The 14,902-nt window shown below is 71.6% G+C and carries 14 protein-coding genes; all 14 read right to left on the bottom strand.

What is annotated here, in order from left to right; translation table 11 throughout:
* A partial coding sequence (locus WH85_RS52595; protein ID WP_211275635.1) for a hypothetical protein occupies window positions 1-190 on the bottom strand: 190 nt, incomplete at its 3' end.
* Window positions 191-664: 474 nt separating this feature from the next.
* Window positions 665-1,126: a class F sortase gene (locus tag WH85_RS44215; RefSeq protein WP_245674358.1), complete on the bottom strand. Its 462-nt coding sequence runs from the start codon at window positions 1,124-1,126 to the stop codon at window positions 665-667.
* 170 nt (window positions 1,127-1,296) lie between these two features.
* Window positions 1,297-2,067, bottom strand: a complete 771-nt coding sequence (locus WH85_RS44210; protein WP_157411602.1) for an EF-hand domain-containing protein — start codon at window positions 2,065-2,067, stop codon at window positions 1,297-1,299.
* A 62-nt stretch (window positions 2,068-2,129) separates the two neighbouring features.
* Window positions 2,130-3,707 (bottom strand): serine/threonine-protein kinase, encoded by a 1,578-nt coding sequence (locus WH85_RS44205; protein ID WP_052721255.1) that lies wholly within the window; start codon window positions 3,705-3,707, stop codon window positions 2,130-2,132.
* Window positions 3,708-3,792: 85 nt separating this feature from the next.
* The gene (locus WH85_RS44200) at window positions 3,793-4,533 is read right to left on the bottom strand and encodes an anti-sigma factor (protein ID WP_045748195.1); all 741 of its coding nucleotides are present in this window, start codon (window positions 4,531-4,533) and stop codon (window positions 3,793-3,795) included.
* The gene (locus WH85_RS44195) at window positions 4,530-5,126 is read right to left on the bottom strand and encodes a sigma-70 family RNA polymerase sigma factor (protein WP_052721253.1); all 597 of its coding nucleotides are present in this window, start codon (window positions 5,124-5,126) and stop codon (window positions 4,530-4,532) included. Before WH85_RS44195 ends, WH85_RS44200 begins: the two co-directional genes overlap by 4 nt.
* Window positions 5,127-5,201: 75 nt before the next feature.
* On the bottom strand, window positions 5,202-5,537 hold the full coding sequence (locus WH85_RS44190; RefSeq protein WP_045748194.1) for an STAS domain-containing protein: 336 nt from the start codon (window positions 5,535-5,537) through the stop codon (window positions 5,202-5,204).
* A gap of 81 nt (window positions 5,538-5,618) precedes the next feature.
* Window positions 5,619-7,118 carry a high affinity choline transporter 1 gene (locus WH85_RS44185; RefSeq protein WP_045748193.1) on the bottom strand — a complete coding sequence of 500 codons (1,500 nt, stop codon included), beginning with the start codon at window positions 7,116-7,118 and terminating at the stop codon, window positions 5,619-5,621.
* A 158-nt stretch (window positions 7,119-7,276) separates the two neighbouring features.
* Entirely contained in the window at window positions 7,277-8,635 is a 1,359-nt protein-coding gene (locus WH85_RS44180; protein WP_045748202.1) for an FAD/NAD(P)-binding protein, read from the bottom strand.
* Between the two features lie 170 nt (window positions 8,636-8,805).
* The gene (locus WH85_RS44170) at window positions 8,806-10,512 is read right to left on the bottom strand and encodes a hypothetical protein (RefSeq protein WP_063775614.1); all 1,707 of its coding nucleotides are present in this window, start codon (window positions 10,510-10,512) and stop codon (window positions 8,806-8,808) included.
* A gap of 22 nt (window positions 10,513-10,534) precedes the next feature.
* Entirely contained in the window at window positions 10,535-10,675 is a 141-nt protein-coding gene (locus WH85_RS51285) for a hypothetical protein (RefSeq protein WP_157411601.1), read from the bottom strand.
* 96 nt (window positions 10,676-10,771) lie between these two features.
* Window positions 10,772-12,049 (bottom strand): XRE family transcriptional regulator, encoded by a 1,278-nt coding sequence (locus WH85_RS44165; protein WP_052721251.1) that lies wholly within the window; start codon window positions 12,047-12,049, stop codon window positions 10,772-10,774.
* 131 nt (window positions 12,050-12,180) lie between these two features.
* Window positions 12,181-13,011: a dimethylargininase gene (ddaH, locus tag WH85_RS44160; RefSeq protein ID WP_045748192.1), complete on the bottom strand. Its 831-nt coding sequence runs from the start codon at window positions 13,009-13,011 to the stop codon at window positions 12,181-12,183.
* On the bottom strand, window positions 13,008-14,810 hold the full coding sequence (locus WH85_RS44155; protein ID WP_245674357.1) for a phytoene desaturase family protein: 1,803 nt from the start codon (window positions 14,808-14,810) through the stop codon (window positions 13,008-13,010). Before WH85_RS44155 ends, ddaH begins: the two co-directional genes overlap by 4 nt.
* Window positions 14,811-14,902 lie beyond the last annotated feature (92 nt).

Below are 14,902 nucleotides of genomic sequence, written 5' to 3'. Positions count from 1 at the left end.
CACCCCAGCCGTGCCCCACGGTCGCACCCCAGCCGTGCCCCACGGTCGCACCCCAGCCGTGCCCCACGGTCGCACCCCAGCCGTGCCCCACGGTCGCACCCCAGCCGTGCCCCACGGTCCTCCTGCGCCGCCGGCTACGGCTCACGTCGCTGGCGGCCGTCGCCGCCGCCACCGTCACCGTCACCGCCACCGCCAAGATCGGAAGAGGTCGAGTGGCGTTCCGACCACCCCGGCCGTCGCCCACGGTCCACCCGAGAGCCGAAGACGACCGCGGGCGACGGCCGGAGTACCCGAAGCGACCACAGGCGACGGCCGGGTGACCGCGAGCCGTCCCCGACGGCTGACTCCCACCCTCCCGATCAGCCGTGACCGACGGCTCGACCGACCCGGCCGTCGACTGCGGTCCATCCGCGAACCGAGAACAACCGTGAACGACGGCCGGACCGACCGAGCCGTCACCCATGAGAAGGGTTGCGGAGCCGTCCTTCCAGCCACCGGCTACCCGACACGCGCAATTCAGCCGCCAACGACGGCCGACTTTGCCCCGGCCACGTCGAGCCGCCCCCGCAGCACCCCCACCGTCAGCAACGCCAGCAATGCACGCAATGTCCGCAATGCCAACAATGTCCGCAGCGCCCATAGCACCCGCGGAGCCGGTAACGCCTCATTCTCCGGACTGGAGGGTGGCGAAAACGACGACGTTGTCGACGTAGTGACCGGCGTCCCGGTCGAACGCGCCCCCACAAGTGATCAAACGCAGACCGGCGTGGTCGATCGGCCCGTAGACCTCACCGGTCGGGAACCGGGCCTTCGGGAAGCGGGCCACCTTCGTCACGGCGAAAGTGGCCACCAGCCCGTCGGTGCGGGTCACCCGGATCGGGTCACCCTGATCGAGATCGGTCAGCCGGGCGAACGTCCCGGCCGACCCGCCGTAGTCGACGTGCCCGGCCAGGATCGCCGGCCCCAGGGAGCCCGGGGTGGGCGCCCCGGTGAACCAGCCGACCGTGCGGGCGTCGCCCGGCACCTCCATAGTGCCGTCCGGAGCCAGGCCCAGATCCGTCACCGGCACCGACACGTCCAGTGCCGGAATCGTCAGGCGGGTCGGCGGCGACGCGGGCAGCAACACGCCCCGGGTGAGAGCGCCCGACGCGGACGGCGCCGCCACAGAAGACGGCGTTGCAGAAGACGGCGTTGTAAAGGACGGCGTTGCAAAAGACGGCGTTGCAGACGACGGCGCCCCGGAGTTTGCGCAGGCGGCGACCGTGAACAGCAGGACCACCGCGACCAGGCCCCGGATCATCGCGGCAGGACGAACTTGCGGCGCCGCGTGATCAGCAGCGTGGCCAGGAGGAGGATCAGCATCGCGGCCGGGAGGGTGGTCACCAGCCGACCCGGGTCCGTCCGGGTGCTCCCGTCGCCGGTGGCCACTCCGCCGACCGGCACGGATCCCGCCGACGCCCCGGCCACCATGCCGCACAGCGCCGGGTGGGTGGCCTCCTGCGGAATGCCCGCGAGTCCTGCCGCTGCCGCGATGGTCGACTCCCCGAGCGCAGACAGGTCGTACTTCCCGTTGCCGTTCGCGTCGATGCCGTGCTGCACCACGTGCAGGTCCTTGAGGTGCGCGACGGTGCCGGCCGGCAGTTCCGCGGCCGGGATCGTGCGGTCGTAGGTCAGCGTCCCCGACTGATCGGCAACGGGCATCCGGTCGACCGCGAGACCGCTCGCGCGGGAGATGTCGCCCGCGGTGGTCAGCGAGACGAAGATGTCGCCGTAGTCGGGCACGCCTTCTTCGGTGCTGATGTACCCGTCGCCGTCGGTGTCCGCGGCGGCCACCGGGCAGTGGAAGTCCATGCCCTCCACCGATCCGTGCAGATGCTGGGCGTGCGGCGCGTCCGGCACCAGCCGGCTGGACCGGATGCTCACCCGGAGATCACCGTTGTCCAGAGCGGTCAGCACCGCCGTTCCGCGAGCACCCGAGTTGTTGAACTCCGTCAGGCTGACGTGCACGCTCTCCGCCGCCATGGCCGTCCCCGGCGCGGCGAGCCCCACCAGCACAGCCCCCGTCACCAAAGCCACAAAGACCCTAAATTTCATTACAAAGCCCCTTATCTCGTACGCGAAAAGCACAGTCACCGACCCGACCCGAACAGCGACACCAACCGACGTTGCACAGCCACCCCGGCCGACCAGTCGTCGTCCGCAATCGCCCACCGCAACAGGTAGGACTCGCCCGCACCCACCGCGACCAGCACCCGCCGTTCGTGCCGGACCGTCGACGCCCCCGGCCGCCACGTGTACTCCCAGTCCGCCCCACCGCGGCGCAGCAGCAGAACGCCCATGCTGATCCGGGCGTATCCCGGCAGTTCCCCGGTGGCCAGGGTCGCCTTCTCCCGCTGCTGCCAGTACTCCAGCGGCCGCCGGGTCACCACCGCCGCCACGTTGACGGTGAACGCCCGCCGCCCCGCCGGGTCGGTGAAGCACACCTCGTTGCCGCGGGTAGCCCGCTCCCATCCGGACGGCAGTGCCAGCGCGAACCCGGCCGGATCCCGGAACCAGACCCACCCGTGCGGCAGTCCCGCCGGGACGTCGTCGGCGGCCGCCGTGATCGTCTCGGTGGCCGCCCGGTACCCGCAGGGGTCGATCCGTCCGGCGGCGACGGTCGCCGGTGGGGAGGGTGCCGGCACCGAGGACACTGGCATCGAGGACGCCGGACTCGGACCGATCGCGGCGCGCTGCCCGGCTGCCGCAGCGACTCCCCCACCCGCCAGGGCGAGCAGCACCCCGGCCACGGCAACGCTCCGCCTTCGACGCCACCCCGGCCGAACCGTTGTCACGCCGACCACGTCGCCGGTCGTGACGCCGACCGCGGCGGCCGCGACCCGGGCCTGCCCCCGCACCGGCGGCACCGTCAGGACCGCGGTGAGACCGTCCGCCACCTCGGACGCCGACGGCCGCCGGCCCGGCTCCTTCGCCAGCATCCGCAGCAGCAGACCGCCCAGCGCACCGGCCCGCACCGGTGGGTCCGGCGGATCGGTGACCAGCGCGATCAGCGACGCCTCCGGGTTGCCCCGGGTGAACGGTGCCCGCCCCTCGACCGCGTAGTACAGCGTCGCCCCGAGCGAGAACAGGTCCCCGGCCGCTCCGGTCTCCGCGCCGGTCAGCCGTTCCGGGGCGAGGTACTGCGGTGACCCGAGACGGGGGTCCGGTCCGCCCTCGCCCACCCCGGCCGTCGTGCCGATGGTGGCCAGGCCGAAGTCGGTGAGGACCACCCGGCCGTCCGCGGCGAGCAGCACGTTCTCCGGTTTGACGTCGCGGTGCAGCACCCCGGCGGCGTGGGCGGCCCGCAGCGCCGCGAGCAGGCTCAGCCCGGTCTCGGCCACATCGCGGACGGTCAACGGTCCCAGGTCGCGGACGGTCACGGCCAGCGAGCGGGAGGCGACGTACTCCATCACGATCCAGGCGCGGCCCTGCCGCTGGACCACGTCGTACACCGTGACCACGCCGGGGTGGTCGAGCCGGGCGGCCGCGCGGGCCTCCCGGATCGTCGGGGCGGCCGGGGACAGACCCGACGGCAGGAGGATCTCCTTGACCGCGACCGTCCGCTCCAGCAGCCGGTCCTCGGCCCGCCACACCCGGCCCATCCCGCCGGTGCCGATCAATTCGAGGAGCCGGTACCGCCCGGCCACCACCTCGTCGACCGCTTCCATGCCGTCACCCCGTCCTCGTCGCCTGCCCGGTATTCGCCGCCGGCAGGTAACTGGATGGGTGTGATCGGGAAGAAATCCGTGAGTGTCAGGAAATCCTCACGAGCGCGTCGAGCGGAGTGGTCGGGGCGGCCGATCCGGGGGCCGGTTCGATCGTGACGCCCACCTCGGACGCGGTCGGCAGACCTTCCACGACCTGCACGATCGTCGACTGTCCGGCGGCCAGCGCCCCGGCCGACGAGGGTGTCCCGTCGCGGATGGTCCACAGTTGGTAGACCCGGTCGGTGCCGGGTGACGCGTCCGCGGCCAGCATGATCACCCCGGCGCCGAGCAGCGCCGACCCGGCCACCGTGACGCGGCCACCGCTGGCCAGCGGCTGCTCGCGGACCGACAGGTCGGGGGCGGTCAGCACCGCACGGACGCGGGCCTCACTCGCCTGGGCCGCGGCGGCGGCGCTCTGCGCGTCGCGTACCCGCTGATTCTGAAGAACATGGACGGCCGTGCCGGCCCCTGCCGCCGCGACCACGACGGCGGCCGCGGTGATCAGCCGGAACCGGGTGGTCCGGGCCGCGGCCGAACGGAGCGGCGGCGCACCGGGCGGCGGCAGCTGCCGGGTTTCGGTGATCGCGGCGAGCACCGTCGCCTTGAGACGCGGCGGCGGCACCGACCAGGCGCCGTCGGCCAGCCGGCCGGCCGCTTCCCGCAGCTCGTCTGCCTCGATCCGGCAGGGCTCGCACTCGCGCAGATGCCGGGTGAAGGCGGCCCGTTCGACGTCGTCGAGCGCGTCCAGCACGTAGGGCCCGACCAGGGTGTGCACATCCGGGTTCATGCGGCCACCCCCGCCGACAGGCAGTCCCGCAGGCGGATCAGGCCGTCACGCATCCGGGTCTTCACCGTCGGCAACGGTACGTCCAGAAGCTCGGAGACCTGCGGATAGGTGTGCCCCTGGTAGTAGGCGAGGGTGACCGCCTGCCGCTGCAGTTCGGTCAGCTCGTCCAGGCAGTGCCGCACCTGCTGGCGTTCGAGGCGGATCGCCACCTCGTCGGCGACCTCGTCGTAGGGCGTGTCCACGGCGGCCACCCCGGCTCGCACGGTCCGGTCGGCCGCCGCCTGTTCGGAACGCACCCGGTCGACGGCCCGCCGGTGCGCGATCGTGAAGATCCAGGCGCTCGCCGAGCCGCGGTCCGGGTCGAACCGGGCGGCGGTGCGCCAGATCTCGACGAGCACCTCCTGAGCGACCTCCTCGGCCTGGGCCGGGTCGCGCAGCACCCGCCGGATCAGCCCGTAGACGCGCGGCGCGACCAGGTCGTAGAGACGGCCGAACGCCCGCTCGTCGCCGTCGGCAACGGCTCTGAGCAGGGCGTCCGGTTGCGGATCCGCGGGTTCCCGCGGCGTGGGCACCGGTCTGAGATGCTCCGGCATGCTGCTCCGTTCCGTCCGATGGTGCTGTCCGGAAGGTACTTCGCAGCGGTGCCCGGCGCGGATGGGCCGAGCGGTCTAGAAAACGAGATTCTCTTCCGCATCCTGGGCGACCAGGTGCTGGTAGAGGTTGGTCACCTCGAGGACCATCCGGACCATCGGCCCGGGCCGGGTCAGCCAGAACGGGACGCCACGCGCGCCCGACGCCCGTTGCGCGGCGACCAGCATGCCCAGCCCCGACGAGTCGAGGAACGTCACCTTCGCCAGGTCGACGTCGATCCGGTCGCATCCGCCGTGGTCCAGGACCTGCTGGATCACCTGGCGCAGCAGCGGAGCGCTGGTGACGTCCAGGTCACCGTCCGGCGCCAGGACGACGGTCCGGCCCTCGCGCTCGATCGTGCAGTCGAAGTTCATCTCCCTGCCCCCTCCGGTGACCCCGTGTCCACAGACGCGCGCGGTGTACCCCGTCGATGATCCGGATAAACCCCGGCCGGCTCAGACGGCCGGCACGGGTTCCGACTCGGGTTCCCGCATCCGGTCGACGCTGAGCAGGTCCAGTTCCTCGTCCGCGCGGGAGCGGGTGACCAGGGCGGAGCCGACGAACGCCAGTACGCCGACGGCCGCCGCGACCAGGGTCGCCCAGCCGTCGAAACCGGCGCCGACCAGGGTGTTGTCGATGTACAGCAGGTCGTTCGGTACGCCGTACAGCGTGGGGGTCAGCACCAGGAACACCAGCCGGACCGCCAGGCCGACACCCGCGCCGATCAGGGCCGCGGCCGACGTCGACCGCTTCCAGAACAGGCCCAGCAGGAACGGGGCGATCAGGCAGGCGAGCATCAGGTCGAACGCGAGGGTGAGCAGGATGCCGGTCTGGCTGACCCGCAGCGCCAGGAACACCCCGACGATCACGACCGGCAGCATCGCCACCCGGGTCCAGCGCAGCAGCGGGTCGCGGTGGCCGGGGGCGACCTCGCGGCGTACCCCGGCGATGTTGCGGACCGCGACCGCGGAGGTCGCCAGGATCGCGCCGGACGCGGTGGAGAACGACGCCGCCACGATCCCGGACAGGACCAGGACCGCGAGCAGGACCGGGGCGTAACCGTCGAGCAGCTGGTACATGATCGGCGCGTCCTCGGCGGTGAGCCCGAGTTCGGCGGAGGCGGTGAGCGCGATCAGTGACCACAGCACACCGACGACGGCGGTCGCGCCCGCGCCGATGAAACAGGCCCGCTGCGCCACCTGCGGGGTCCGGGCCGCGAAGATGCGCTGCATGAAGTCGATCGCCACCAGGTCGCCGATGCCCAGCGACACCAGGGTCGCCCAGTTGACCGGCGCGCCCTGCCCGGAGTCGGTCAGTTGCCCGAGGTCGAAGGGGCCGAGACCGTCCGGGATGCTGACCCCGAACTTCACCGCCATCCAGCCGAAGAGCACGAACGTTGCGATGCCGGTGATCACCGCCTGGATCACGGCGGTGTAGGCGTCCGAGAACAGACCACCACCGATCGTGTACGCGAGGACGAGGCACACCGCGAGCACCACGCCGACGGTGTAGGACAGTCCGGTGAAGTACTCGACGAGGAAGCCCATCGCGACCAGGTTCCCGGCGAGCAGGATGGTGAACGCGAAGATCATCAGCAGTGAGGCGACCACCTCGACCGGCCGGTTGTAGCGGCGGGCGAAGAAGTCGCCGAGGGTGAACAGGCCCATCCGGTTCATCGGTTTCGCCAGGAACAGGCCGGCCAGCAGCAGGCAGATCGCGAGGCCGAGGGCGAGTGAGGCGCCGGCCCAGAACCCGTAGGCGGAGCTGAGGTCGGTGTTGCCGACCGTGGCGTTGCTGTCCACCGCCGCGGTCGTCAGGGCGACGGCGACGAGCGGGACACCGAGTTGCCGTCCGGCGACGAGATAGTTGGCGCTGTCCCCGTCGACCTTACGGGCCACGACTATGCCGACGATCAGAACGGCCAGGACGGTCAGTGCGACCCCGGCGATGATCATGAGGACTCCTGAGGGCTGTGATGCGGTGCCGACCCGTTGAGTCGTGCGTTGATTCAGCCCGCCGTGCGTTGCGTCCTCGTTATCAGCCGTTGCGCATTCTCGTTAACCGCCGGGAACAGGCGGCCGGGCGGCTCGCGCCACCCGGCCGTCGTGACGGGTCAGACCGTGGGGAGCCGTGCCGGCAGGACGGCGACCATACGGTCGACCTGGCCGCGGATCTCCGGGACGGCGGTGGCCTCCCAGACCCGGCCGCGGCGCAGCGGGCCGACCAGCCACAGGCCCGGCTGGACCCGGCCGTCCGCGTCGAGCACCCGGCCGTCGTCGTCGGTGTCGATGCCCAGCCCGTGCGGGCCCCGCAGCGTGCTGTCGTCGCCGATCAGGGCACTGACCCGCGGGGTGACCGGACCGGGGCCGCTGCACGTGATAACCGCGCCGTACCTACGGGGTTCCTCGCCCTCGATGTGCACGATCAGGCCGCCGTCCGGGTCGGGCACGATCGCCGTCATCCGGCCGGACCGGACCCGCAGGGTGCCCTCGGCGCGCAGCTCGGCGACGCGCGCGGCGATCGGCGGGGCCATGCGGTGCCGGTGCGTCTCCCAGTGACGGAAGCAGTGCCGCAGGAACCGTTCCTGGGCGTCGGTGTCGAGCGCCGCCCACAGACGGTCGGCCTGGAAGCGCAGGTGGTCCATGACCGCCGTCCAGTCGGCGCCGTCCGCGACGGCCTGCCGGACCCGGCGGATCAGCGGGGCCAGCCGGGGCGACTCGCGCAGGCCGAGGTCGACGGCGGGCGGCGGGGTCACCGGATGGGCCTGCGGGACCAGGCCGTGCCGGGACAGCGCCTCGATCGGGGTGCGGCGTCCACCGGCGGTCAGGCTCAGCGCCACGTCGATCGCGGTCAGGCCGGTGCCGAGCAGCAGCACCGGCTCGTCGCTGGGCACGGCGTCCAGCGCGCCGACGGCCCACGGGTCGGCGACGAACTCGACGCTGCGGAACGCCGCGTCGCTGATGCCGGGGAGCCGCTGCGGCGGAGGGCTGCCGACGGCCAGGATCACGTGGTCGGCGCGGACGACGCACCCGGAGTCGTCGACGACCTCGTAGCCGTCGGGTGTCTTGCGGACCGCGGTGGCCGAGGCGATGTGCCGGCGCAGACGTCCGCCGGCTGCCGCGCTCGCGGCGGTGAACTGGTCGGCGAGATAGTCGCCGTAGCGTGCGCGGGGCACGAAGTCGGTGAGTTCGGCGGGCAGGCCCTGGGCGCGCATCCAGCGCACCAGGTGCTGCGGGTCGTCCGCGTCGACGCTCATGGCGGCCGCGCGGGAGTTGAGCAGGTGCCACGGTTCGGCGGTGCCGTACGCGACGCCGCGGCCCGGCCGGACCTCCGGGGAGACGAGCACGACCTCCCGGTCGGTGTGCTGCAGGACGGCGCGGGCGGTGAGCGCGCCACTGAAGCCGCCGCCGATGATCGCAACCACGTCGGGCTTGTCCGCGATCAGGGGCCGGCGGGCGACGATGCTGGTCACCGGACCGCGTCCTCGTTCGGTGACCAGCTGGTACAACAGGTCGGCATATCATCCTCCGCAGGTAGAGCAGCCATCAAACCACATAACCCCTAGGTTTGGTATGTTATCCGAGGTGAGTGGTCGATGCTCGCCGGGGCACGCCCGGTCTGCTGGATTCTGCCCTGCTCTTCCTACTTCTTGGGACGCGGCCTCGCCGGAGCGGCCTTCTTGGCCGGGACCGCGGGCGGTTTCGGCTTCGGCGCGGCTTTCCTCCCCGCGACCGGGGCGGCCTTCGCGGCCTTCGTGACCGGGGCGGCCTTCGCGGCCTTCGTGACCGGGGCGGCCTTTGCGGCCTTCTTGACAGGGGCGGCCTTTGCGGCCTTCTTGACAGGGGCGGCCTTTGCAACCTTCTTGACCGCGGCCTTCGTGACCGGGGCGGCCTTCGTGGTCCTCTTCGCCGCCGGCACGGCCTTGGCACTGGCCATCCTCGTCACCACCGGCGCCTTCGACGCGGTCGCTTTCGACCCGGTCGCTTTCGACCCGGTCGCTTTCGACCCGGTCGCTTTCGACCCGGTCGCTTTCGACCCGGTCGCCTTCCTCACCGGTCGCGGCTTGTTGCGAGCCGGTGTCGCCACCGCCAACGGACTCCGGCGGTACAACCCCGGCAGCCACGGCGCCAGCCCCAGCAGCAGGAACAACGCCAGCAGCGGCACCCGCCACCAGCCGTCGATCACCGGCGCGGGCGGCGACACCCCGAACCCGGTCCACGACCGGGCCGTCTTCGACCAGGCCAGGAAGGCGTCACCGACCGGGACCGCGCCGAACGCGTACCGCTTCGTGCTCGGCATGTCGAGCGGCACCCCGGCCACCTCGCCGACGTTGCCCAGCGCCGACGCCAGCGACCGGTCGCCCTGCGCCTGCGCCGCACCCATCGCGACCACCGTCGCCGACAGGCTGACACCCAGCAGCAGCGGACCGGAGTCCACGTCCGCCACGCCGTCCACGCCGTGCGGGTACTCCCGGACCGCCGGCACCAGGCCCAGCGGCCGGTCCAGGAACTGGTCACGGAACAGTTCGTACTGCTGGCGGGCGAACTTCGGGTCGACGTCCGGCAGGAACCGCTGGATGATCGCCTGCGACGAGCCACGCGCCCCGGACTGCGCCCTGCCGGTGACCGCGTCGACCTGGTGCGGCAGCAGGCCGGTCTCCGGGTCGACCAGGCCCTTGACCCGGCTCACCCAGCGGTCCACCACCGGCGTGAAGCGGGTCCGTCCGCTGAGCCCGTCGGCGAGACGCAGCGACGCGATCGCGACCGTCGAATCACAGGGCCAGGCCTCACCGGGGTACGCCGGAAGGAACGGCGATGCGGCAGCGGTGAACGCCCCGGCCAGCGCCTCCGAGTCGGCCAGGAAGCGGGCCTCCTGCTTCGGGTCCTTGCGCAGGGTGAGCAGTCCGCCGCGGAGCCAGTTCGTCCAGCCGGCGTAGAACACCCCGTAGGCGGGCGTGGCCCCGGCGTCGAACGGCGCCCGCCCGGCCTCGGACTCGACGCGGGCTAGTGCCCACTCCGCCTCCTCGGCGGCGCGTACCGGCTCGACGCCGCGCTGACCGAGTTCGACCCAGGACAGCCCGTAGAGCACGTTCAGGAAGTAGTAGCCCTCGGGGAACTGCTCCTGCGCCTCGGTGTCCGCCCCGGAGGCCAGCTCCTGCTTGAGGAACGTCAGCTGACGGCGTACCCCCGGAGGCTCCTGATTCTGGTCGTCGGGGTTGGCGGGGACGCAGAGCCGCACCGCACCGGCCAGGGCCAGCAGCGTGCAGAGCACCGCGGCGGCACGGCGCAGTTCCCGGCCCCAGTCGAGCTCGACCTTGACCAGACCCAGCTCGCCCTCGACCCCACGCATCGGACCACCCTACAAAACCTCCTTATCGGACTCCGAGCACGACTCCGTTCGCGCCGGGAGCGCCGCAGCGGACGGTCCGGACATCGGTGAGGCCGGCGCCGGGCAGCCAGTCGGCGTATTCAACGTCCGAGTGGTCGCGGCCGCCCTCGGTCTCGACGAGCATGTTCATCCCCATCAGCGCGGCCGGGGCCGGGCCGGTGCGGTCCGCGTCGAGCAGCAGCTCAGAGGCGCCGGTGTCGACATGCGTCCATGGGGGACGTCACAACGAGCGCGCGAAGATCCGGGTCAGTGCGTGGAAGCGGTACCCGCGACCGGCCGGTTCCAGCAGCCCCACGTCGACGAGGGTCTCGATGGAGCGGCGCACGTTCGCGGCACTGCAGCCGCGCCGCACGTCGCCGACGGTGAACTCCGGGCCGGGCAGTTGCGCCGCAACGCGGAAGACCTCGGCGTCGGCGGGGTCGAGCCGCCGGTGGACCGCCTCGATGCTCGGGCCGACGCCGAGGTCGCCGACCTGCAGTTCGTGCAGCCGGCTCTCCTCGTCCCGGAGGTACTCGACGAGGCGGTCGACCCTCCAATGTGGACGCATGGAGAGCCGGTCGGCGGCCAGCCGCAGCGCCAGGGGCAGCCCGGCGCAGAGCGCGACGAGCTCACGGACCGCCGCGGGCTCGGCCTCGGCCCGCGCGCCGAGGATGGATCCGAGCATCTCGCCGCTGTCCGCCTCGGAGAGCGTCTCGAGGGCGATCCGCTCGTGCGGGTCGAGCCCCGCGAACGGGCGGCGGGCGACGACCACGACGAGACAGCGTGAACCGGCCGGCATCAGCGGGCGCAGCTGGTCCTCGTCGGCGACCTCGTCGAGCACGATGAGCAGGTGCAGCCGGTCGCTGACCGTGCGGAAGAGGGCGCTGCGATCGGCGAGCGAGGCGGGGATGCCGGACTCGGCGACACCCAGCGCCCGCAGGAACGACGCCACCACGGCAGCGGCACCGGCCTCTCCCCCACGGCCCGCGCCGGCCTCCCCGCGACCCGCGCCGGCCTCCTCGCGGCCCACGTCGGCGAAGAGCTGCCCGTCGGGGTAGTCGGACCGCAGCTCGGTGCCGGCGGCGATCGCGAAGGCGGTCTTGCCGACACCGGGCGGGCCGTGCAGGGAGATCGTGGTCGCCGTCCGGCGCCGTCCGCGGGCCACCGCCGCGTACCGGCGGACGAGGTCCATGGCGGGGTCACGGCCGAAGAGCTCTGCGGTCGCCGCCGGCAGTTGCGCCGGGGCCATCCGGGAGCGGTCACGGCGCGAACCCGGCCGGCGGCGGGCAGCCGGCGGCTCGCTGTCCTGACCCGCCGCGGCGAAGAACCGGGTCCGGTCCGGTCCGGAGAGCCCGAGTGCCTCGGCGAGCGACTCGGCGGTGTGCCGGTGCGGTGCGCGGACCCGCCGGCGTTCCAGATCGCGGATGGTCCGAACGCTCACCCCGGCCTGGTCAGCCAGGCCCTCCTGGGTCAGGTCGGCACGGAGACGTGCCCCGCGGAGGAATGTGCCGAACACCATCTGCCCGTACTCTCCCACTGTCTTTCCATTCGGCGCCACACGTTGTAAACGCGCGCGGCGCCTATTCTGTTGCATTATTACGCGCCGGGTACCGCACGACCCCGGCGCGTAACTTCACGATATCAACCCAGTCAATCCGCCACCGGAACGCGACCACGCAGTTCGAGCGTGCAGCATTTGACCGCGCCGCCGGCCTTGTGCAGCTCGGAGACGTCCATCCCGATCGGCTCGAAGCCCCGGTCGGCGAGACGTCCGGCCAGGTCAACAGCGGCCTCGGGGAGAACCACGTGCCGGCCGTCGGAGACCGCGTTCAACCCGAAAGCCTCGGCGTCGGCCTCCGTAGCGAGAATCGCGTCGGGATAGAGACGCCGCAGCACGCGACGACTGTCCGCCGAGAATGCGTCGGGAAAATACACGACTTCGTCATCGTCCAGAACAGCGAGCGCAGTATCGAGATGGTAGAACCTGTCGTCCACCAGAGTGAGGGGGACAACCGGCTTCCGTAAGAATGCGAAAGCGGTGACATGCGCCGCCCGATCGGTACGGAATCCGGTCCCGGCCAGCAGGAACTCACCGGCCGTCAGCAGATCGCCCTCCCCCTCGCAGATCGCGTCGCTGACGAGCACCTCGTCGAACCCCGCGTCCCGGAACCACCGCTCGTACGCGGCACCCTCCGGCACCCGCTGCTCGTGCCGGAACCGGCTGACCAGGACCCGGCCGTCGACCACGGTCGCCCCGTTGGCGGCGAAGACCATGTCCGGCAGGTTCTCGCCGGGCTCGATGAGATCCACCCGGTGCCCGAGCGTCCGGTACAACCGGTACAGGCGCTCCCACTGCAGGACGGCGAGTTCCGTGTCGGACGGCTTCGACGGGTCCATCCACGGGTTGATGGAGTAGACCACGTCGAAGTACGCCGGGCGGCACATCAGGTACCGCCGCGGCCGGACGGCCCGGCGGCTCATACGACCGCCCCCGGGACCAGTTCCTCGTCCGGTTCCACCTCGTCGTCGTCCTGGGCCGCGCCGTTGCCCCGCCAGCCGGACGCCCACTTGTAGGTGGCGTCCTCGAAGACCGGCGGCATGTCCGGGCCGACCGGGACGACGATGTGCTCCGGTGGCGGCAGCGTGTCGTCGATCTCGGCGTGGAACGTCTTGCCGTCGTCCTTGCAGACGAACTGCACGACGTGCCGGCCGGCCGCGGCGGCACGGATCAGGCCACCGGTGGTCGCCCAGACCCCGGACTGGTAGAAGTTGGCGAGCCCGGGCATGCCGGGGCCGTACTTCTTGACCAGGTCCTCCAGCATCTCGCCGCCCTCGACGAACGGCTGCCAGCCGAGCACGGTCCCGTCCCGGTTGCCGGTGTAACGCACCTGGGTCAGCGGCGTCGACACGTCACGGACCTTGATGGCCCGCTTGATGCCCGGGTACCGCTGCTCCAGCAGCTCCACGATCGCGTCGCGGGCCTTGCGCTTGGCGGTCTGGTAGTCACGGCCGCGGCGCGTCGGCAGGGTGTGCAGCACCTCGCCCTTGCGTTCGCGGTCCTCCTGCTCGGGGCCCTCGGACAGCTCACGCCACGGCTCGATGTCGCAGAAGTACGTCGCGTACACGATCGACGTGCCCTCCGGCGCCAGCTCCGGGTAGTGCCGGGACCGGAACTGCACGTTGATGCTCGGATGGCGGATGCCCGGAAGCTTCGCCGCCTCCTCCTCGGTGATCAGGTGCGTGGTGCACGGCTCGCCCTCCGGGAAGTCCCGCTTGAGACCGAGGAAGACGATGAAGTAGCCGGGGAAGGTCATCATCGGCTCGTTGATGACCTCGGTGTAGAGGCGGCGGTACTCCTCGTTGAGGTAGCGCCCCTTGAGGAAGCGCATCATCGTCGTCTCACCGTCGGCTGCGGACACCACGATGTCGGCCCGGAACTCGCGACCGTCGGTGAGGCGTACCCCGACCGCGGTGTCGTTCTCGACGATGATCTCGTCGACCTTCGCGTTGTAGGTGACCTTCCCGTCGAGCCGGCGGTAGCGCGCCTCCATCGACCGGGACAGGCCCAGCGAGCCGCCCTCGGGGACACCCGCCGACAGCATCGCGTGCGAGGCCATCTGGAAGTAGTTCGGCAGCACCGGGAAGTTGGGGTGCTTCTCGTACAGGATGAAATTGAAGGCCTCGCGCAGCAGCGGGTCCTGGAACTTCTGGGAGTAGTCGGCCATCAGCTTGGTGATGCTCTTGCGGACCACGTTGAAGTACGGCGCGAACGAGGCCATCATCCGGGTGCGTTCCCAGGTGTTCATCAGGCCGACGGGCTTGAGGAACGGGTAGACCGCCATCGCCTTGATGAAACGGCGCAGGCCGTCGCAGAAGTCACGGATGTGCTTGGCGTCCGCGGGCGACAGGTCCATGAGGTGCCGCTGGAGACGGTCGGGGTCGGAGTAGAAGTACACCTTGCGGCCGTCGCGGCCACGCACGATGTTGAAGACGTCGAAGTGGCGGACCTGCTTGCCCTGCAGGGCGCCGAGCTCGAGCCAGATCTGGTGCATCTCGTTGCCCGGGCCGCTGCCCAGCAACCAGCTGATGCAGCAGTCCAGGGTGTAGTCGCCCCGGTCCCAGGAGGTGCAGCACCCTCCGGGGATCTCGTGCATCTCGAAGATCTGGGTGTCGTAGCCGTTCATCTGGGCGTAGCAGCCGGTGGACAGCCCACCCAGCCCCGCGCCGATGATGATCATCGACTTGCGGGCGGGACGGGCCTGACGGGTCTTGGTACTCAACGCGTGAACTCCTGAGGCTTCGGCGTGGGAGGGGCGGGGGTGGGGAGAAAAGTGTGCGGCGCCCCGGCGGGGGCGAGAGGCAGGGGGGGGGC

It is taken from the genome of Actinoplanes rectilineatus (genome assembly GCF_000962825.1).
GTDB classification, from domain to species: domain Bacteria; phylum Actinomycetota; class Actinomycetes; order Mycobacteriales; family Micromonosporaceae; genus Actinoplanes; species Actinoplanes rectilineatus.
This window is presented reverse-complemented; position numbering and strand designations above follow the sequence as displayed.